6 protein-coding genes are annotated in these 22,825 nt (G+C 61.8%); all 6 read right to left on the bottom strand.

The window, feature by feature from the left end:
* Nucleotides 1-125 precede the first annotated feature (125 nt).
* On the bottom strand, nucleotides 126-2,789 hold the full coding sequence (locus J3U87_RS22455; protein ID WP_237378012.1) for a serine/threonine-protein kinase: 2,664 nt from the start codon (nucleotides 2,787-2,789) through the stop codon (nucleotides 126-128).
* A gap of 461 nt (nucleotides 2,790-3,250) precedes the next feature.
* Nucleotides 3,251-4,234, bottom strand: coding sequence for a polysaccharide deacetylase family protein (locus J3U87_RS22450; RefSeq protein ID WP_237378011.1), 984 nt, complete (start codon nucleotides 4,232-4,234; stop codon nucleotides 3,251-3,253).
* Nucleotides 4,235-5,345: 1,111 nt separating this feature from the next.
* Nucleotides 5,346-16,967 carry a non-ribosomal peptide synthetase gene (locus J3U87_RS22445; RefSeq protein WP_237378010.1) on the bottom strand — a complete coding sequence of 3,874 codons (11,622 nt, stop codon included), beginning with the start codon at nucleotides 16,965-16,967 and terminating at the stop codon, nucleotides 5,346-5,348.
* A 686-nt stretch (nucleotides 16,968-17,653) separates the two neighbouring features.
* Nucleotides 17,654-18,673 (bottom strand): LamG domain-containing protein, encoded by a 1,020-nt coding sequence (locus J3U87_RS22440; protein WP_237378009.1) that lies wholly within the window; start codon nucleotides 18,671-18,673, stop codon nucleotides 17,654-17,656.
* A 1,521-nt stretch (nucleotides 18,674-20,194) separates the two neighbouring features.
* Complete coding sequence (locus tag J3U87_RS22435; protein WP_237378008.1) at nucleotides 20,195-20,797, bottom strand: ECF-type sigma factor; 603 nt, start codon at nucleotides 20,795-20,797, stop codon at nucleotides 20,195-20,197.
* A 170-nt stretch (nucleotides 20,798-20,967) separates the two neighbouring features.
* Nucleotides 20,968-22,704 (bottom strand): RHS repeat-associated core domain-containing protein, encoded by a 1,737-nt coding sequence (locus J3U87_RS22430; protein WP_237378007.1) that lies wholly within the window; start codon nucleotides 22,702-22,704, stop codon nucleotides 20,968-20,970.
* Between the last annotated feature and the right edge of the window lie 121 nt (nucleotides 22,705-22,825).

The following is a 22,825-nucleotide window of genomic DNA, read 5'->3' as shown; positions in this document are numbered from 1 at the left end:
GCGCCAAGCTTTTCTTGGCGTTGTCTTCGTGTTTTTTCGTGTTTTTCGTGGACAAGTGAAGACCCCGGTATGCCCTTCCCTGTGAACGGTTTTTTTCGTCTCGCCTACGTGCGTTCGAGGATCATCTAAGGGTTCGGATACCGGGCAAGCAGCGATTCCGCCTCCTCGTCCCGATCCATCATGCGTAACAAATCCGCGTACTCGCCAGCCAATTCGGCCAGATCGTCTGGGTTGGCCTTGTTTTTTTCGTACAGGGCGAAGCTTTGCAAGTAGAGCGCTTCGGCCTCCCGATATCGGCCCTGGTCCCGGCGAATATTGGCCAGATAGAAATCGGCAAATCCGATCTCCAACGCCTCGGGGCCAACCTGTGCGATCCATAATTCTCGGGCCTTCGCAAGGTGCGTCTCGGCCTGGTCGAAATCGCCTTTCATTCGGCCGGTGGCGCTTAAGTCGTAATGGCTCCAAACGAGCGTCAGGGTATCGTCCGCTTCCTTGGCGAGCTGAAGCGCCGTTTCGAACGGTTTCTCGGCATCCTTGATCCTGCCTTGATTCAGGATGGCATGCCCCTGTCTGCCGAGCAAGACGATCTGTTCCGGATGGCCTCTCGGCAGGCTGATCTCCACCGACCTCAATGCCTGACCGTAGAATTCCTCGGCTTCGCGATACCGCTTTTGCACATAGCGAAGATCGCCAAAATTCCACAAGGCCCGCAAGATGTAACCGTGTCCCGGCTCCAGTTGGGTTTCGGCGAGACGGAGCGCTTTCTGGAGATACTGCTCCGCTTCCTCTAAACGGTTTAATCTTAAAAGGCTATAGCCGACCGTATAATGTCCGCGAATACTGTGGTAACTATCTTTTCCTTTGCTCTTTTCCACGATCAGGAGATATTTTTTCCGGTACGCGAGCGCCTCTTCGGTCCGTCCCAGAACTTCCAAGTTCAGTGCGAGACTTCTCATGACGGTCGCCGTCTCCCAATGATCATCACCCACGGCCCTTTCGCAGATGGAGAGGGCCTTTCGATGGATTTTCTCGCCCTCGCGGTATTGGCCCCGATTGACGGCAATGCTGGCGAGCCCCACCAGGGAATTCACGACCAACAAACTCTCGGGTCCTTCGAGCGATTCGGCCATGGCCATGGAACGCTCAAACAAGGATTGGGCTTTGTCGAGCCGGTTCAAGCTGTTGTTCGTCGATCCAAGCCAAATGAGACTTGCCGCCAGATCAGGGTGTTCGCCGAATTCGGCCTCCCGCAGGGCGACCGCCTGTTCGAACTGGCCCTCGGCCTCTTTGTAGAGAGACAGGTTGGAATAGACCTCGCCCATGGCCTGCAACAGTCTGGCCTTGATGACCGGTTGGTCCCCGAGCTTGGTGGCCATGTTGGCCGCGCTCCGGTCGAGGAGTTCTCGCACGGTCAATTCTTCGGTGCGGGCTTCCGAAGGGTCCGAGAGCGTGAATAATTCCGTCAGAAAATCCGAGATCTGCGTTGCGGCCTCGGCTTCGCTGTTCGCGCGTCGTGCCTGAAGACGAGCCTCCAATTCGGCGCGCTGCGCTTTGATCATGCCGGCGGAAGTGCCGATCACCCCGGCAATCAGCGCCAGCAAGGCGACGGTTCCCGCGACAACGCCGACTCGATAGCGATATAGGTATTTGGCCAGTTGATAGGTGAGCCGGGGCGGTCTCGCCTGGATCGGATAGTGCGATAGATATCGTTCGATGTCGGCGGCAAGTTCCGCGGCCGACCCGTAGCGACGGTCCGGGTCCGGATCGATGGCCGTCAAGGTGATCCAATCCAGGTCACCTTTGAGGGTGTTCACGAAAGCACTGGGACTGAGTCCGCGTTCGCCGGCAATTTTCTCAAGCGACGCGTTCTCCAAATCGGAAACCCGCGTGCTGGGGCCTTTGATCTCCCCGGAATGCATCGGTTTCGGAATCGGACCTACAAATTCGCGTTTCGGACCGATCCCCGCCAACAATTCGTAGAGCACCAGGCCCAGAGAATACACATCACTGCGCGTATCGACCAGTTCCGGAGATTGAAGGGCTTCGGGGCTCATGTAGGCCGGCGTCCCAAGAATGCCACCCCGTGTCAACGTGTGGTCGACGAGCGGGTGGTCGATCGCCTTCGCGATGCCAAAATCGATGATCTTGGGGACGACCTGGCCTTCGTGCTCCACAACCATGATGTTGGAGGGCTTCAGATCGCGATGCAGCACGCCTTTTTGGTGCGCATGCTGGACCCCTTCGCAGATGTTGGTGAATAAGCGAAGGCGATCCGTCACGGAGAGTTTTCGTCGTTCACAATACCGAGCCAGGGTTTCGCCTTCGATGTACTCCATCGCAAAAAACGGGAAACCCTGTGCCGTGGTGCCCGCTTCAAAGAGTTGCGCCACATGCGGATGAGACAGCCGTGCCATGGCCTGACGTTCCGCCGCGAAGCGCGCCAGGGCCGTTGAGTGGTGCAGGCTGGCATGCACCACTTTCAGGGCGACTTTCCTTGTGACGGTTCCGGTTTGCTCCGCCAGGTAAACGGTGCCCATGCCGCCGCGGCCCAGCTCCTCGACAATTCGATAGGATCCAATCGTTTCGGGGTCCAGGTCGTTTTCGGTGGAACCGGAACCCACCTTGGTAGGAACATCATCACCGAAAACGTGGTGATTCCGATCTTCGTCGAGCAAAGGGGTCTTGCGAACCTTGTCTCCCCGCTTATCAGACGCTTTCCCTGTCGGCATCTCAAAGAGGTTTTCTTTTTGGGGACTGGACTCCTTGCGATTCCTGGGCGCGTCCGCCATATCGGCTCCTTGTTGGACCGGGACAGTTCTACCTCTCAGAACGAGAAACGAGCTTGGTTTCTGTGGAACCTTCGGAAATCGAATCGTCGGTCACGCAGACCCGCAACCAAAACGGTACGCAGGGTCGCACTTCCTACGGGAACGGAAGTCATGATGATGCGCCAGTAGGGACGGCAGCCCCGAGGGGATGGCTCCCTTTCGTCCGGCCCGCCCCCAGGGGGGTCGGGGGATTTTGGCGAATGCACGTTGTTAGGGTCTTCTTCCATTTTACGCTTTTTTCAAGAAAAGGACGGATTCTATCCGTGACTTGTTCCTTTCAAGGGCTTCCCTATCAAGCAGTCACGCGCAAATCCAATCGCGTTTCGGGCTTGGTTCGCCCTTCGCGTCCCCCCGTTGTTGGCGGTCCCAAGGTAGCCAATATGGTGTCACGGTCTTCGAGCTGCCGGTGCTCGGGATCAGGGTCACAGTCCGAGCTTGTCGAGCAGGGGTTTTTCGTATCGGCCGTCTTCGGCGGGGTAGCGCAGGTCCGCCATGCCCCGCTGCTTGGCCAACGACCACAGCAGGCTTTCTCCGGCCGGCAGCACCTTGGGCTCCATGGCGTAAACCGGGTCCTGAAACGCTTGCGCCGCATCGATCAACGTCCAGCCCTTGGCACGGAACATGGCCACCACGTCCCCGAGAAAGGCCGCGTTGATCTGGTTGACGTGGAGCAGCAGCACGTGCGGGACACTGCGGCCGAACAGTCGTTGGGACAGGTCGTCGTAGTAGTTCGCCCGTTGCCACAGGTGCTCCAGGTAGGCTGCTCGGTAAGCGGACGGATCGCCGCCAGGATGCGTGTCGCGCCAGGCCACGTAGCGTCGATCGTAGTACCAGTCGCTTGCATCGATGCTCACCGCACCCGATCGGTACCCACGTTCCTTCAGCCAAACGCGCAGGCCGTCCCGCTTTTCCGCGGTCTCCCCCTCCTTCAGGTAGGGAAACCGAAAGCGCTTGGTCCAACCGGGGTACCGCTCCAACAACCGCTCGTTGCGCTCGATATCGGCCATGAACGCGGCGAGGGTCGTGCGCTTCGAGCCGTAATTCGCGTGAGCGTAGGTATGGTTGGCCACCGCGTGGCCGGACTCGCCCCAGGTTCGAACCAACGCCAGGCCCTCCGGGCTGTCCACCCGTCCTCCAGCGACGAAGAAGATCGATGAAACTTGGGCTTCGGCCAGCGCTTTCAAGATGGCATGATTGGTAGCGGTTGCATGGGCATGGGTGCGCGGGTCGAGGCCGTCGTCAAAGGACAAGGCGACGCTTTGACCGTAACTGGCGATCGGCAGCGACCACAGTAAAAGGAACCATGCACCGATGATCCGACCCTTCGTGATTTGGGATCGCGCGCCTCTCGTTCCGCGTACGGCTCGTGGCGCTTTCAGGTCCTGGCTCGAATCGCAAATCGGCATGGGGTACTCCTCGTGAAATCAAATAATAAAATGGTGACGGTAGCCCAAACCAGGCGGAATTCAACCGACCAGCCTGGATCCGGGGCACCGCGATAAAACGAGACAATCCGCTGATAGGAAGCAAGTTATATCCAAAGAAAATCTACTGGTCGAGCACCGGACGATTCTAACTAAAACCTTAGTTAAATATCAACTAAAACTTTAGTTAACGACTCTTGAAACCGCCCGATCTCTGGCTTTCAGACCCCTTGCCGCACCAAAAAAAATCGTCCACGAATCACACGAATCCACACGAATAGACAGGACCCATGGTTGGCACACGACAGATGTGCTGACAAGAGACCGAGCTTAAGATCAAAAATATCAATTGTTTATGCAGAATGATTTGTTATTTTGAAGTATCTGAATTTGTGTTCGGTACCGGGAAAAACATCGCAATAGGCCTCGGACGGAATGACTGCATTCGTATTCGTGGACGAGTCATCAAATGCCGCGTGTGACGCGTCGCCACAAAGAAATCAAACCCGTCGGCCTTTTGGGCAATGTTTTTGTTCAGGGAGCTAACAGACTGATAAACAACAGGATGTGTTCCGGAAACCCATCGTAGAAGCGATCAGATCACTGGGAAGGACATGTCGGGAGTATCCTGTTCGTGTTTTTGTCCACCAAATACACGAAAAGCCACGAAAAAGTATCCACCCGGTTACGGAGCCAGGAGGACAGTCACATCTAAAAATCTGGAGTAATTGATGTTAACCCCAAGAGGTCCTGGGAGGCGATGGTCGAGCGGGTGCATATCCGTGTCATCCGTGTGATTCGTGGGCGGTTCTTTCCCGGTAACCAAGAACGATCCGGAAGGCTTTGTGAACGAGGCCGGAAGTTTCCATTTCGTGTTTTTATCCACGAGTTCCACGAAAAGCCACGAAAAATCTCCCCTGCGAACACGGGAGTAATCTCCTGGTTTTCAGAGGTAACCTACTGAGAAACAACAGATCAGTCTCCTGACACCCATCGAATAAGCGATCGCTTCACTGGGCAGGCAATGCCTGGCGTATCCTGTTCGTGTTTTTTCGTGTTTTTAGTGGACAGATTTCGTGGACCGGTTCGTGGACTAGAACTCGAAGCTGTCCCGCTCCTCCTCCCCGGGTTCGGAGCCCGCCGGTACCGCCGCCAAGTCGCGCGCCCAGACGAGACGCTGCACCTGCTCGGCCAAGGCCTCGACCGTGCGCCGCTGGAACAACTGCGCCAGCGAAATCTGCACGCCCATCGCCCCCTCGATCCGCGCCGTGACCTGGCTGGCCATCAACGAATGGCCGCCCAGCTCGAAGAAGTCGTCGTGAATGCCGACCCGGTCCACGTCCAGCACCTCGCGCCAAATCTCGCACACCTCGTGTTCCACCTCGTTGCGCGGCGCGACGTACGCACGCTGGGCCACCATCTCGGGCTCCGGCAAGGCGCGCTCGTCCAACTTGCCGGCCGGAGTCAGCGGCAATGCCGCCAACGCCACGAAGGCCGCCGGTACCATGAAGCCCGGCAGCCGCGCCGACAGATGCGCCCGCAGGGCCTGCGGATCGTCCACGCCCACCAGGTAGGCGACCAGTTGATCCGGCGCCGACCGGCGCGGCCGAACGACCGCTTGCGCCACACCGAACGCGGCGATCTTGGCCTCGATCTCCGCCAGCTCCACCCGGAAGCCGCGCACCTGGATTTGGCCATCACGACGCCCGCGAAAGTGGATCTGGCCGGCGGCGTCGTATGAACCCCAATCCCCGGTGCGATACATGCGATCCGCTTCATCCGAACCGAAAGGGTTCACCAGGAAGCGCTCCGCCGTCGCGGCCGGGTCGTCCAGGTAACCGGCGGTCAAGAACGGGCTGCGAACGTAGATTTCGCCCACTTCGCCCACGCCGACCGGTCGCAGGTCCGCATCCAACACCAGGACCTGGGCGCCCTCGCGGCCGCATCCCAACGGGATCTCCTCGGGCAGCTCATCGGTCGCCGCCTCGGGAACCTCGTAGTAGGCGAAAGCCCGCGACGTTTCGGTGGTCCCGTACAGGTTGACGACCCGCACGTCCGGCGCTACCTCGCGCAGGGAGCTCACCGTCTGGCGAGTCAGGGTCTCGCCGATGGTGAAGCACTGGCGCAGGTCGGGCAATCGCACCTGCCGGGCCTGTTGCACCAGCAAACGCACCATCGCCGGCGTCAGGTTCGCCACGGTGACGCCTTCCTCGGCCATCCACGACACCGGCTGACCCGGCTCGCCCATTCGGTCCGGGTGCGGGATACTGATTTGGGCGCCCACCCACAGGGGCGTGAACAGGTCGCGCTGCAACGGATCGTGCGCGAGGGCCGAAAGCATGCTGAAGCGATCGGACGGCCCCCAACCGTAGGTTTCGGCCTGAGCGTCCAGGAACGGGGTCAGGCAGCCGTGGAGGGCGCGGATCCCCTTGGGCTTGCCCGTCGACCCCGAGGTGAACCCGATCAACGCGGTGTCCTCGGCGTCGATCTCGACGGCCGGTGGCACGCTCGGCAGATCGTCCAGGTTCGCCTCGGGTTCGCGAGGATCCCGCAGGGTGAGCCGGGGCACCGCGCGTAGGTCCTCGGCCAGGGAAGCCGGCATGGGGCCCGCCTCCTCGAGATGAAGCACGAAATCGGGTCGGACCGCCGTCACGATTTCGCGCAGGCGCGGTTCGGGGTAGGCCGGGTCCAGGATGAAGTAATGTCCGCCGCTCTTGAAGGTGGCCAGAATCGCCCAGGGCAAGGCCGCTGAGCGGTAGGCGTAGATCGCCACGCCCCGACCCTTCGCCACGCCCCTGGCGTGCAGCAGGTGGGCCAACTGGTTGCACCGCGCCTCGAAGACGGTATATCCGATGGCGCCACGATGATCTCGGATCAGGGGCGCATCGCCCAGGTTCCGCACCATGTGCGTCAAGCGCTCGTGGATCGGCCCGGGCCACGACTTGGCGATCGGGTCACCGGGATTCGGCAAACGAAGCGCGCTCGACGGGGTGATCGTTCGGAGGTCGCCGACGAGACACTCCGGCTGACGGACCGAGTCGACCAGCCACCGACGAAACTGCTCGGCGAAGATCTCCATGCGATCGGTGCCGAACAACCCGCTGTTGTACACCAGCTTGAAGGTCATGCGCCCTTCCCGCTCGCGCACGTAGAGCGTCAGGTCGAAATTGGCGTAGGTCGGCACGAAGTCCGGTAGCTCCTCGATGGCGATGCCGGGAATGCCGTCCACCGCCATCGGCGCCTCCAGCACATTGAGGAACGCCTGGAAGATGGGCGTGCGCGTCGGGTCCCGATCGGGCTGGATCAGCTCGATGAGTCGCTCGAAGGTGAGGTCGCTGTGCTCGAAGGCCGCCAACGTTTCCGTGCGTACGCGCTCCATCAGTGCCAGGAAGCTCCGGGTGCGATCCACGTCCAGGCGGAGCACGCACGAGTTGACGAAGAACCCGATCAGCGGCTCGATCTCGGCCCGGCCGCGACCCGCCACCGGCGTCCCTACCAATACCGTGTCCTGACCGCTGAGGCGGCTGAGCAGGACGCCGTAGACGCCCAACAGGATCATGAAGGGCGTGGCGCCGATGCGCTGGGCGAAGTCGTGGACCCGACCGGTTTCCGCCTCGTCCAACGACCAAGTGACCCTGGCCGCGCGGTGCTTGTCGAATTCCCGTCGCCGGTAGTCCGTCGGCAATGGAAGCTCCAGCGGCGCGCCCTCGAGCCGGTTGCGCCAGAAGGCCTCGCGTTCGTCGGACCGGGGGCCGCCGAGCACGTCGCGCTGCCATTGGGCATAATCCACGTACTGCACCGCCAATTCGGGCAGGTCGGGTCGCTGGTTGCGGGAGGCTGCACGGTAGTGCTCGCCGACCTCGCGCATGAACACGCTGATGGACCAGCCGTCACCGACGATGTGGTGCATGCAGAAGAACAGGACGTGGTGCTCCTCCGCCAAGCGCACCAGGTGAACGCGCACCAGCGGCGCCTTCTCCAGGTCGAACGAGGCGAAAGTCTCGGCGGCGAGGGCCGCCAGCTCGGTTTGCAAGAGCCCTTCATCCACAGTGTCCACGAAGGTCCGCGTCAAGGGAATCGTCAAGGCGGGATGGATGCGGCGATAAGGCTTGCCCGAGCCATCCTGGTGATAGCTGGTCCGCAGGGTTTCGTGCCGGGCGACCGTGGCCTCGATCGCGTCGCGGAACAGATCCACATCGAGGGGGCCACGCATGCGGAACGCGCTGGCCATGTTGTAGGTGGGATCTCCTGGCGAAAGGCGATCGAGAATCCAGAGGCGCTCTTCGGCCAGGGAGAGGCCGAGCCTGCCGTCGCGCGGGACCGGCACGATCACGTCCACGGGGGCGGACGCCGCCGCGGCATCGACGACCCGGGCCAATCGCGCGATGGTGGGGTGCTGGAACAGAACCCGAAGGGCCAGTTCGCGACCCATCGTCTCGCGAATGCGGGACACCAGGCGCGTCGCCAGCAGCGAATGACCGCCCAGCGCGAAGAAGTCGGCGTCCACGTCGATCGTTTCGAGATGCAATACCTCGCACCACATGTGCGCCAGCGCCACTTCGGTGGGCGTCGCGGGTTCCCGCCCCACAGTCTCACTCCCGGCGGATTGGGGCTTGGGCAGGGCCGATCGATCGATTTTTCCGTTGGGCGTGAGCGGGAAGCGATCCAGGATCACCCATCCGCTGGGAACCATGTGCGCCGGCAATTCGGCCTTCAGGTAGGACTGGAGTTCCGACATCGCGGAGGACGAATCCCCTTCGGCGACCGCGTAGGCCACCAACCGGGGGTTCTCGGGGTCGTCCTTGTTGACCAGGACCAGACTCTCGCGAACGGAACCATGCCGGTCGAGCACCACCTGAACCTCACTCGGTTCGATGCGGAACCCGCGAATCTTGACCTGGTGATCGGCCCGACCAAGAAAGGCGAACTCACCGCTCGGCAACCTCCGAACCAGGTCACCGGTGCGGTAGAGGCGCGCCCCGGGCTGGCTGGTGAACGGATCGGGCAGGAAGCTCCCGGCGGTGGCTGCCGGCCGGCCCAGATAGCCGCGCGAAAGACCCGCACCGCCGAGATAGAGCTCGCCGGGCACGCCGACGGGCACCAGGTTCATGTGGCGATCGAGCACCAGGGCTCGGGTGCCGGGCAACGGCGAGCCGATGGTGGGCGAGGCCTCCGCTGGATAGGGCACCGCGCACCAGGTGGAGTAGGTGGTGTCCTCGCTGGGACCGTAGAGGTTCAGGACGCGGCCGACCGACGATCCCGCGAAAATGGCATCCACCAACGACCGGCTCAGCGGTTCACCGGCGAGATTGACGGTCACGACCGAAGCCGGGATCGCCGCCAACCGCGTCAGCTCGCGCATGGCCGACGGCACCGTGTTGATCAGGGTGATGCGATCGCGGGCGGGCAGTTCGGGCAGGTGCAACGCGTTTTCGGCGAGCACCACGGTGCCGCCGTGAGCCAAGGTCCCGAACAGCTCGAACACGGAAAGATCGAAGCAAATCGAGGTGGAGGCCAGCACGACCCGCAACTCGTCCTCGTCGTAGGCCTCGCCCATCCAGCTCAGCAGGGCCGTCACCGCCGCATTGCGAATCGCCACGGCCTTGGGCCGCCCGGTAGACCCGGACGTGTAGATCAGATGCGACAAGGCTTCACCGTCGGCCCATCGTGCGGGCGGATGGGTCGGCTGATCGGATAGCTCCTCCCGCATGGCGTCCAGGCACCAGATCTCGGCGTCGGTAGGCGGGAGCCTGTCCCGCAACGTTTGCTGGCTGAGCACCAGGTCGACTTGGGCGTCCTCCAGTGAGAAGGCGATTCGGTTCGCGGGGTAATTGGGATCCAGTGGCACGTAGGCGCCACCCGCCGCCAGCACGGCGAGCATCGCAATGACCAGATCTTCATCGCGTTCGTGGAACACGGCCACGCGGCTCTCGGGTCCCAAGCCATGACGGATCAGGCGATGCGCCAGGCGGTTGACGGCCTGGTTCAGCTCGCGACGACACCAGCACCGCGTTCCCACGATCAGCGCCGGCGCCTCCGGGTCACGCGCCGCCTGGGCCGCAATCCACTGGGCGGCGTTCAACGCGGACGGTGCCGCGGGCAACGGCTTCGCCAACCCGCGCGCCAACTTCTCCCGTTCACGGGATGTCAACAGCGAAACTCGATCGACGGGGATGTCGGGCTCCTGCACCAGGTGGTCCAGCAGCACCACGAAATGGTGCATCATGCGCGCGACCGTTGCCTCGTCGAACAGATCGGTGCTGTACTCCAGGGCACCTTCCAGACCGTCCGCGTCGCCACGCATCTCCAGAAGCAAGTCGAACTTGGCCGTATCGCGCGCCAGGGCCGACGGCGTCAGGGTCAGCGCATCCATCTCGAATTTTTCCAGTGGTTTGTCATGCCAACTGAACATCACCTGAAAGAGCGGCGTATGGCTGAGGTTGCGTCCCGGCGCCAACCGCTCCACCAACTGGCCGAAGGGCACGTCGCCATGGGCCAGGGCATCCAGCACCCGGGTTCGCGTGCGCGCCACGAGGTCGCGAAAGCGAGGGGCGTCGGTCAGATCGAATCGCAGGACCAGCGTGTTGACAAAGAACCCGATCAGCGCTTCCAGCTCGGGCGCGGTGCGTCGGCTGGCCGGAAAGCCGATGGTCACGTCGCTCTGGCGGCTGTAGTGGGCCAGCAGCACCGCGAAGGCCGCCTGGAGCACCATGAAATCGGTGGCACCTGCAGCACGTCCCAGTTCGTGGATCCGGCGCGCCAGCGGTGGCTCGACGGCAAACGAAAACGTCGCGCCCCGGTTCGATCGTTCGGCGGGACGCGGCCGATCCGAAGGCAGTTCCAACACCTCGGGTACGCCGGCCAGATGCGCTTCCCACCAGGCCACCGAAGCCTGCCACTCGGAAGTGCGGCCCCTTTGCCAGCGCGCATAGTCGCTGTATTGGAGCGAGGGCCTGACCGAAGGCGCCGCCTCGCCACCCGCGTACGGCGGATAGAGCCGGCGAAGTTCTGCCAGCAACACGCTCAGCGACCAGGCATCGGCGATCAGGTGGTGCAGATTGACGACCAACAGATGATTCGTCGCATCGATGCGGCACAAGCGCAGCCGCAGCAGGGGGCCGCGTTCGAGGTCGAAGGGCACGGCCGCGAAATCGAGGGCCGCTCGCTCGGCGGCGGCACGGCGATCGGACAGGGGCAGCTCGCGCAGATCGCGCACTTCCCAGGACAGGCTCGCCGCCGCATCCACCCGCTGGCGCGGCTCGCCGTCGCGTTCGAAAAAGACCGTTCGCAACAGGTCGTGTCGGGCGTGAACCTCCCGAAGCGCCGACGTCAGCGCGGCCTCGTCCAGAGGGCCCTCGATCTCCAGGCAGAACGGCATGCTGTAGGTGGTGCCCACTCGTGACATCCGCTCCCACAGCCACAGGTAGCGCTGCTGGTAGGTCACGGGATGGTCCGCCTCCGCCGGGCCCTCGAAGGGTTGCACGGTCGCCTTGGGTGCGGCTTGGGGCGGTTCGGCCTGGGTGAAGATCTCCGCGAACGCGGCGACCGTGGGGAAGCGGAACAGGTCGGCCACGGTCGCCTGAATCGCCAGCTCTCGGTTGACCCGCGCCATGACCCGCGTCGCCAGAAGCGAGTGACCGCCCGATTCGAAGAAGTTGTCGTGAATGCCGAGCCGGGAAACACCCAGACACGCTTGCCATATCTCCACCAAGTGCCGCTCCAAGGGGTTGCGAGGCGCCACCTTGCCCTGGTCACCCACTTCCCCCGGGTCGAGCGACGGCAATGCGCGCCGATCGATCTTGCCGTTGGGCGTCAGCGGCATCTCGGACACCACCGAAATCAGGGCCGGCACCATATGGGCGGGCAGGGATCGACTCAGTTCATCCCGCAGGCGGGTTGCGACATCACCCTCCGATGCTTCCTCCGCATGGACAGTGACAAACGCAACCAACCGAGGGTTCCCGGATTGTGGTTCCTGAACGACCACGGCGGCCAAATCCACCTGCGGGTTGCGCGTCAGTGCGATTTCGATCTCGCCCAGCTCGATGCGGAAACCCCGCAATTTGACCTGATGGTCGCGCCGGCCCAGATAGGCCAGCTTGCCATCGGGCAGCAGGCGCACCAGGTCTCCGGTGCGGTACATGAGTTCGCCCGGGACGCACGGCGCGGGATTGGGCAGAAAACGCGCGGCAGTCAGACCCGGCTGGCGGTAATAGCCGCGCGCGAGTCCGCTTCCCGCCAAGTACAGCTCGCCGACCGCTCCCGGCGGTACCGGATTCAGGTGCTCGTTGAGGATCAGCGCCTGGGTGCCGGGCAGGGGTACCCCGATATCCGGGGTGGTGCCATCTGGTTCGATCAGGCTCCAGGTGGAGTAGGTGGTGTCTTCGGAAGGCCCGTAAAGGTTGAACACGCGAGCCGTCTCGTCGCCGTGCCATTGCTGGTGGACCTCGCGCACCAGGGAAGCGTGCAGGGCTTCACCGGCCAGGTTGACCACGCGCGTGGTGGACGGGATCGCATCCAGTTGGGTGAGCACGCCCATGGCCGACGGCACCGTATTGATCGTGGTGACGCGATCGCGGGCCGGCGCCTGGTCCAGAGCCAGCGCGTTGGGCACCACGATCACCTGGCCACCGCACGTCAGCGGCGCGAACAGTTCGAAGACCGACAGATCGAAGCAGATCGAGGTGGAGGCCAAGACCCCCGCCAAGTCCGCCGGCGAAAAGGTGGCATGGGTCCAATCCAACAATTGCGACACGGCGCCCTGGCGGATCGCCACCCCCTTGGGGTTCCCGGTCGAGCCCGAGGTATAGATGATGTGGGCGAGCCGGTCGCCGTCGCAGGGCAGGCCGAGGTCGGTATCGTCCGGCTCCCAGGTCATCGCGTCGGCATAGAGCGCGGAGCCCGGGAAGTCGGCCAAGGCATCGGCCAGGCTGCCGTGGGCGAGGATGATCGACAATCGCGCGTGATTCCATGTGTAGGCAAGGCGTTCCCGCGGGTAGGCCGGATCGAGCGGCACATAGGCACCGCCGGCTTTCCAAATCGCGATCAGGCCGATACAGAGGTCGATCCCCCGCGGGAAAAACAGGCCGACCGGCACTTCGGGGCCCACCCCCGCGGCGCGCAACGAACGCGCCAGTCGATTGGCCGCGCGGTTGACCTCGTCGTAGGTACGCGACTCCTCACCCGAGGTAATCGCCACCGCGTCGGGCGTGCGCGCGACCTGTTCCTCGAAACGCCGACAGGCGCTCGTTGGAAGGAAGCGGACCGGCGCAGATGGGGGCGGTTCCAGCTCGGCAAGATTCAATGCGGCCAGGGGTCGGTCGAGCTGGTCGAGCACCACTTCCAAAAAGCGCAGGAAACTGTTGCGCAAGCGGTCGGCCGTCGTTTCCGAGTAGATTTCGCTGTTGGTGATCCACTGCCCACTGAGGCTGACGCCGTCGTCGACCATGATCAGCGACACATCGAACTGCGCGCCCCCTAAATCCAGCGGCAGGGGTGCCAGCCGCAGATCGCCGAGTACCGCCTCCTCGCCGGCCCGACCGAAGAGCGCCGGCGCCAAAGGCCCCAGGTGATCGGCCTTGTGCAGGAGGAAGAGCGCCTGGAACAGCGGCGAGCGGCCGGCGTGGCGCGATTGACCCAAATGCTCCACCAACCGCGGAAAGGGAAGGTCGCGATGGGCCAGGGCCGATTGCAACTCCACGCGGGCTTCGTCCAGCAGATCGCCAAAACTCGTGTTCGGCCCGAAATGGGCGCGCAGGACCAAGGTATTGACGCAGTAGCCCACCAAATCGAAAAAACGCGGCTCCGGCCGATCGGCGCAGGGCGTGCCGATCCAGATCGACGACTCGCCGGAATAGAGGTGGAGCAGCGCCTGGAAGGCGGCCATGAGGGTGGTGTTCATGGTCGTTTCCCGCGCCTGGGCGAGCGCACGCAGCCGCGCGGTCAGCGCCGGAGTCAACGTAAACGTCTGGGCGCGGCCCACCAGCCCGGTTCGGCTGGGACGCGGCCGATCCTCCGGCAGCTTGAGCACCGGCACCTCACCGGCGAGGCGTCGACTCCAGAATTCGAGGGTGTCACCGTGCGCGGGGCTCGCCAGCCAGGTTTGGCGATGCGCCACGAAATCGGCGTAGTGGGCCGTCTCCAGGGATTGGGGTAACCGACGGCCCTGGCGCTTGGCGGCATAAATCAAGGGCAACTCTTTGAGCAACACGCTCATGGACTGGAAATCCGCGGCCAGGTGATGGAACCCCACCAGCAACACGTCGTGGGGCTGTGCACAAGTAAAGAGCGTGACGCGGAACGGGAGTTCCTCGGTCAAATCGAAAGGTCGCCGGGCGGCCTCCGCGACTGCAGCTTGCAGCGAGTCATCACCCAGGTGACCCGCCGGCACGAGGGTCACGTCAAACGCGTCACAAGGGACAACTTCCGCCCAGGGCGCGTCATCGATTTCCGTGACTCGGGTCCGCAAGCTGGGGTGGCGCGCCGCCAGAGCCTGGAAGGTGGCGCGCAACGCGCCAAGGTCGTATTCGGCCGTGAGCGAAAAGGCGTAGCACAGGTGGTAGGCCCTGTTGTGGGGCGCGAGTTTGGTGAGGAACCAGAGCGCGCGCTGGTTGTCGGTGAGCGGAAAGCGGGAGGGCTGGTCGGTGGCTTCGGGTCGATCGTCCACAGGAGCGAGCGCACCGAGCTCCCGAACGCAGTGCTCGGCCAGCGCTTCGGCCGAGGCCCCGCCGAGCAGCATCGCCAACGGCAACCGCAGACGAAGATCGGATTGCAGCCGATGTTGCAGGTGGATCGCCGTGAGGGAATCCAGGCCCTGGTGCAGCAGCGGCGTCGTAGGGGCGAAGCTGTCCGGCGCGCAAGCCAGCAGGCTGGTGGCCACGGCGTGGACGAAGGGCCGCACCTCGCTCAGTCGGGTGGGGCCATCGGCCTTGACCAGGGCGTCCACATCGATTTCGGGAATCGCCACCGATTCCGCCGGCCATTGGAGCCGATCCGAATGAAGCAGGGCCAGGTCGCCGCGCAGGTACCCCTGGCAGGCCGCATGGCGCTGCACCTTGCCGCTCGATGTTTTGGGCAGGCCGCCCTGACGCAGCAGCAGGACGGCGTACGTCTGGATTTCGAATCGCGCGGCCACCAATGCCCGAATCTTTTCTACCAGCGCCTTGGCATCCAAACCACGAGCGGCGGTTCGCGCCACCTCGACGGCGATCACCAGTCGCTCGTCGCCATCGGCGAAGACGGAAAAGGCCGCACTCCCGTTTTGTCGAAGCGGCGGATCGCAGGCCTCGACGGCCTGTTCCACGTCCTGGGGATAGATGTTGCGGCCGCGAATGATGATGAGATCCTTGAGTCGGCCCGTGACGTACAACCGACCCCCGCGAAGAAAGCCCAGATCGCCAGTGCGAACGGTGCGCCATCCGTCGGGCTCCGCCATGAAGGTGCGTTCGGTGAGCGGCTGATCGTTCCAGTAACCCATGGCCACGCTGGCGCCGGAGAACCAGATCTCGCCGACCTGGCCGTCGGGCAGGGCGCGGCCATCGCCGGGATCGTGAATGGCTACGCGGTGATCGGGCCGGGGGACACCGCAATCCACCAGGGTGAAACTGGGTTCGTCCGCATCGGGTTCGGTGGCCTGGCCCTGTTCCAACCGTTCCTGGCTGATCGTGCAGGTGCCGTAGCATTCCTCTCGACCGACGCCGGAGATGAACAGCGTCGCTTCGGCCATGCCGTAACAGGGCAGAAAGGCCTTGGCGTCGAAGCCCACCGGGGCGAAGGCCTTGGCGAACGCGGCAAGGTTGGCGGCGCGCACCGGCTCGGCACCGTTGAAGGCGACCGACCATCGACCGAGGTCCAAACCGGCGAGGCGTTCCGGGGTGATGCGCTCGGCACAGAGCGCGTAGGCGAAGTTGGGTGCCCCGGCTACCGTGGCTCCGTATCGGGTGATGGCTTCCAGCCAACCGATCGGGTCCTGAATGAAGTGGGTAGGCGAACTCAAAATGGAGGGGTAGCCCATATATAAAGGATGTAACACGGTCCCGATCAGGCCCATGTCGTGATACATCGGCAGCCAGTTGGTGCAGATGTCGTCGGGTCGCGACGCGAAGGCCTCGCCGATCGCGCGTTCGTTGGCAAGCAGATTGGCGTGGGAAATCATCACGCCCTTCGGTTTGCCGGTGGACCCGGAAGTGTACTGGAGGAAGGCGAGGTCGTCGGGCTCGCGGCGCGGCGGCCGCCAGAGGTCGGCTAGGGTGAGGTCGATGTGTTCGGTCGTCGCCAGCGTCCAACGGGGGAAGCCTTCGGTTTTGGCCAGAAAGCGCTCGATCCGCTGTTTCGTCTTGGTGGTCGTCAGGGCGAAGGTCGCGCCGCAATTTTCCAACACGCCGAGCAGCCGGTGGAGGTGGTGATTGCCCCGAGGCGGATAGAGCGGCACCGCGACCATGTTGGCGTAGAAACACCCCAGAAATGCCGCGATGTAATCCAAGCCGGGCGGATAGAGCAGGACGATGCGGTCACCGGGCCGATGGCGATCGGCCAGCATGGCGGCGATGGCGCGGGCCCGCCGATCCAGGGCGCCGTAGGTCAGTGTCTCGGCGCGATCCTCCTCGCGATCGCGAAGAAAACGATAGGCCAAGGCGTCGGTCTGGTGTTCGGCACGGCGTCGTAGGATGTCCACCAGCGAGGTGCATTCGGCGGCATGGAAGGACGGATGTGACATGGGCGCTCTCCAGAGTGGCGACTGATGTGAAAACCGTCCCTCGATCGGCGGGAAACCTTCGCGGAAACAGGCCACAAGGCCCCGTTACCGTGCAAAGCCGGTCCATATCGTCGGTGGCGGCTCGGAGTGGTTTGGTTTCGCGGGGGTTGGATTTCACAAAAAATAAAGGAGGTACCAGAGCGGGATCGCATCCCAAAGGGTCATGGCGCCAATGGGAAGTCCAGGTCTCGGGTACACATTACAAAAGTCAAAATTCCCAGTGTGCGGGAAAACTCGTGAGTCCAACCATGGCGTTGAGACATATCGCTATCGCACACTCGAGGTTCAATACTCCAGAAAATGTAAACTAATTCGCCCTATCCATAAAGAGGAAAATTCAAACCTTATCTATTCAAAGGGAATTCCAATCTTCTCTCCCCTACTCCAAGTCAAGAAAATGACTCCGGATTACTTTTGCTCGAAAATATGGTTTCAACTCATCCTGCACAGCAGGCTGGTCTCAACGAAAACGCCGTCGACCACGGTGGCCGACGGCGTCTTGGGAGCCTCGAGTTACGGATTTCCGTGATTCCGGCGTGCTCGGGGGTTCAGTTCGTGCCCGATGACGGGCCATGACGTGACCTGCAGATTCGTGCATCGTTGCACCGCATGATTCCCCGACACAGCAGGTTCAGGATGCGGTGGTGTCATTGGCTGGGAAGGAGGGGAATGAAGTGGACCGTGACCCCACAGGATCCGAACGTTTGCTCCACTTTCCAGTTATCGCCTTTTTTGACGGGGATGGTGCCGCCGTTGTAGCCGGTGAAGCGAACTCGGAAGCCATTGGGATTGGGGTCGGTATCTTCGTTGGTGAACATGATGACGGTATCGTTGGTACAGCCGGATCCGCTGATATAGGCGGTGACGAACCCATCGGTATCGGCGGCGTAGATGGTGCCCTCGGACTTGGATTCCCAATCCCCGAGTTGCGGATGGGCCAAGGCCAAGGTGCGAATTTCTTCGTCCAGCAACACGCGGTCGTAGAGGCGAAGTTCGTCGATCAGGCCCTCGTAGAACTGGGAGTTGGTGTCTTCGGTGCCGTCGTGCGCCAGTGCGGCGCCGATCACCAGCGGCAGGGTATTGTCGAAGCTGCCAAGCGTCCCGGAGGGCAGATCGCCTTCCAGCTCCCCGTTGATGTAGAGGCGCAGGGATTCGTCGTTTTCATAGATCATGGTCAGGTGGTACCACTCGCCGTAGGCGCGCGAGGTCGTGCATCCCTGACAACTGATGTAGTCGCTGCCGTCGTCGACCGTGGCCCCGCGTACATGCCAACGGGAGCCGCTGGCGCGGATCTTCAATTGCCAGCCGTCGTTGCTGCCGAAGGTACCGGTTCCCCGGTTTTCCACGACTCGGGCGTTGTCGAGACTGGCGGTGGGTTTGACCCACACCGCGACGGAGAAGCTGCCTCCCCCGAAATTGAAGGACGCGTCGTTGGGTACGCGAATGTAGTCGTTGACACCGTCGAAGGACGCGGCTTTGCCCACCTTCCCGGTTACGTAGGTGACGCCCCCGTTGGCGGTTCCGTCGTTCCCTTCCACGCTGGAATCATTGGCATTGTCCTCGAATTCCCAGTGGCCGACCAGGCCGGTGTCGAGACCGGCGAAGGCCGGCACCGCGGCCATCAGAAGACCGAGAATCAGGGAACCCGTTCTGCGACTGAAGCTCATGAAGCCTCCTTGTTTTTTGACTTTGAAAAAAGGGAGAAGTGCACAGGGACGCGCCCTGTCCCAAAGTCATGCGCGAACGGGTTCTCAAACCGGAAGGCCGGAGGCGAAGTTTTACATCGCTGAATATTGGATGGGGGTGACTGCGATTTTTTACCACTGAGGGCACAGAGAGAACGGAGTTTTATCTGTTTTAACGCGGATTATTTTTCAATTTCATACACTTACCTTATTACGCAGGAGGCAAGGGGAAATAATCGTTAAAACATTTAAGAACCTTACCTCGTGTTGGTTGAAGGGCTTCGTCAATAGATTCACAACTCCTGAATCCCGATCGGCGGCGATTGCAGATTTTTACCACAGAGTGGCCGCCCAGGCCGGGGGCCGGATTGCCGGACCACCGGGTTTCAGGTGGGTAACTAATCGAAACGAATCGTTTGGGAGTTCCCGCATTTGTGAGAGGGGCGTCGTTGCAGTAAGTGCCGGGCCCACCCAGGGCGCCGGGCCGACATTTTTCGACGAACTTCCCGCACATCCGCCTTTCTAGGTTTTTATCTTTATCTTCGAGCTTTACAGAGTTTGTTACATAAGAGCCGCGAACCAGCGGGCACACCCAACTCGATTTCGAGAAAGAAACAGACCACCTGGTTTCTCGCGAAGGGCCATGGGTCGTTCATCCGGGAAATTTAGCAGGAACCCATGAACATCGGAAAGCAGGAAAGGACCGGAATTGGTACACATCATGGTCTTGTTTTTCCTGGTTTCGTTCATTCCTGGCTTCCTGATCAAGATTTGACGATGGCAAGACCCAGCTCAGGTTGAATGCACCACTTTGTTTCAAGAGAGTAGTTGATAATGTTAAGCCTCTCTAAACAAGCAGGAAACACTCATTTGACGTTCCAAAACAGAACAACCTTGTCCACAAATCACTCGAATTACACGCATCAAAGCTTTTCCACGAAATGATTCCCGCAGTGCCGTCGGTCCTTCGACAAATCGCGAAAACAGGATCCAAGGATGATTTTTTAATTCGTGTCATTCTGTGTGATTCGTGGACAGATTCTTTTTGCCAAAGATGAGCCACAAGAGAGTGATTTCCGGGAAGGCTACATAGAAAAAGTAGACTTATCTGTTTAATCGCAGGTTACTATTCAATGCTTTTTACATTTTTTTAATGACATTAGTGAATCAATAATAAAAATCGAAAATATCATTTAACATCTTGGTTCGTGGATATTGGAGGGTTTCTTCAATTAAAATCACATCCACCGAACACCGTTCAGCGACTCTAGGGTTTGGAAAACTTGTCAGTACTCGAAGCAGAAGTAACGGACACCGTTCGCGAATGCATCGCTGTTCCTCGATTGCATCGCGCTTTTCTCCCCTACCCCAGCACGACATATTAATCGGGTTGACGGAAACGCCCATCTCCTCCCTCGCCCAAGCTCCGTGACCTCCGCGACCTCGGTGGTAAAAATTTTCCGCGGCTTGCAAGCCCAGCCCCTTCGAGTACCAAACCGCCGCTCAATCGAGCGGACCCTCGCAATCATCCCCTCCACGCATCTGGGAATAGAGCCACACCCGAGCCAACGCCCACTTGGCCCGTGCGGTACGTTCACTCACACCCAGCAGATCGGCGATTTCGTCCCAGGAGAGCCCCCAGAAAAAACGCAACTCCACGATGGTGGCCTGCTGCGGATCGCGGGCCCGCAGGCGCTCCAAGCAATCGTCCAGCACCAGCAGATCCAAGGCCCTGGGTGGTTCCCCATCGCCGTCTCGGTGCTCGTCGAGCGGCAAATCCGGCTGACCCGAGCCGCGCTTGAGCGAGCGACGCTTGCGGGCCAGGTCGGCCAGGATCTGGCGCATTTGCCGACTCGCCGAAGCGAAGAACATGCGGCGGTTCGGCCATTTCTGCGGTTTGCTCTTGATCAGTTTCAGGAAGAACTCGCTGATCAGGGCGGTGGGTTGGATGTCCTTCGGGGCGCCGTGCGCGGCAAAGAGCCCATTGGCGATGCGGTGCAGTTCTCCGTAAACCAACGGTGTCAGCGTTTCCAATGCCGAGGCGTCGCCCTCGCTCCAAGCCTGCAGCAGTTGCGTGATCGGCGCGAGCGGATCGGATTCGAACATGAGGTCCTCCTTGACCACATCCCGACGGTGGGAAGTGGCAGGCCGATGATTCTCGAGCGGCATCCTGGATGGCTCGATCCGAACAGGATGGGTCGGCACGTGCCCCGTGACGTGAATCGCCGGGAACAACAGGGAAAGGGCTCCGCCCCATGAGACGGAACCCATTGAATCTACTTCGTTTCCTTGTTGAAGGTCTTCTGCTCGTCCTTGACGGCACTGTTGTCGTTGACCTTTGTTTTGCCGTACTTCTTGGCGTTGTCACCGTGATCCTTGGCGGATTTCGCCCCAACTCCGGCCAACCCCAAGTTTTTGGCGGCATTGGTTGGCAGTTTGCCGGCGGTAACAAACTCGGCGGCATTTCTGACCGAAGTGACCGCGGTTGCTCCATACTCGGGAGCGATCCCGATTTTCTCGGCGGCTTTGGCGCCCAGTTCCACCAGAGTGTCGGGTACCTCCACGTGGTTCCCCTTCAGATCCGAACCGACTTCCTTGACGCCCTCCAAAAGCGTGACGGTCCCCGTGTAGAGCGCCACACCCGCAGCGGCGGTGGCAACGACAGGCGCGGAAGACGCCAATACCACGGCAGCACCAATGGCCACCACGGCCCCGGAAAGCAGTTTCCCCGTGCCCTTCGGCAAGCTGAAATTCCCGTCGGGATCGTAGAAGTTGACCGGGTTGTTGAGCGAATAGCAGTACAGGTTGTAACTGCCCGGTTGGAAGTGGTTGAACGCTTTGGCGGGATCGGGCCGGGTGAAGCGCCCGGCGATGCCGTCGTAGTAGCGCGCCTGCATGTAGGTCAACCCGGAATAATCATCGCTGTGCACGCCGGTGAAGCCGTAGGGACCCAGGTGGGTGCTGTCCGCGTCCAACTGCTGCCCATAGGGACTGTATTGCTGGTGGGTCGTTTGTTCGCCGGACCAGCGCACCACCGGGTTGTCCAAACGGTCGCCGAACCGGGCCTCGACCTCGACGAGCACCTCGCTTTCGTAAACCGTCTTGGCGACGCCCTTTCCGTCGATCGTCAGATGGTTGCGGATCTGGCTCCGGCCATCGTGGAAGAAGATCTCTTCGGACGCGATGTTGCCCGCTTCGTCCCGCGCGGTGAAAGTATCGCGATCTTCCTCGCCCTCGCGAACCCGTCTGCCGTCGGCGTCATAGAGGTAATGGGCGACCACCTTGCGGCTGTGTTTGTCGCGGATCAGGGCCAGGCGCTGGTCGTAGCCGTAGTGGTAGCGGTAATCGTCGTCTTCGACGAGGCGCCCGGCGGCATCGTAGACCCAGCCGTCACGGTGGTAAGGGTTGCCCTCGTCGAAGGCAGCACTGTAGGGCACCATATCGCGGATCGCGTCGTGTTCGGTAAGGTTGCCGTGACCGTCGTAGTGGTACCGGACGGTCTGGCCATCGAAACGGTAGCTCAGCAGCTCGGCCTGGGACCCGTAGGTGTAGGCCACTTCGCCGCTGAGCTGACCGTTCTGGACGGTCAAGCCGGTAACCAGCCCCAGTTCGTCGTAGGAGATGTCGGTCGCGCGATAGGCCCCGCTGCCGGCGATGTCCAGCGCTTGCCCGCTCAGGCGGCCGAGGGGGTCGTAATCGAGGGTCGCGCTGCCGGACGGAACCGCGAGCCCCTGCCCATTGAACGCGTGGTAGCGGGAACCCGTCACCTGACCGGCCAGGTTGTAGGTCTGGTGTTCGATCTGGAACCCTTGGTGCACCACCGATCGCTGGTCCCCCCGCTGGTTGTAGGTGTAGCGAGAAACGAAACCGTTGGCGTGGGTCAGTTCTGCCAATTCACCGGTTTCATTGTAACGGTAGTCGTGTTGGTAGATGAGTTGCCCGCCCAGGGCGGCCGCCATCCAGGCGGTGAGGAACCCGACGAGCAGGGTTCGACACATACTTTGAAACGTCATGATGATCTCCAAATGCGCGAAAGGTTGTGAGCCCGGAGGCTCGCTGAGGGTTGGCACCGACGCGCCCGGTCGCGAGGACCGGGTCGATCGCGGTCGGACGGGGCGGACGCCAGGGCCCGCC

The organism is Sulfidibacter corallicola, assembly GCF_017498545.1.
In the GTDB taxonomy this organism is placed as follows: domain Bacteria; phylum Acidobacteriota; class Holophagae; order Acanthopleuribacterales; family Acanthopleuribacteraceae; genus Sulfidibacter; species Sulfidibacter corallicola.
Note: the sequence above shows the minus strand (reverse complement) of the source record. Positions and strands in the feature narration are given on the sequence as shown.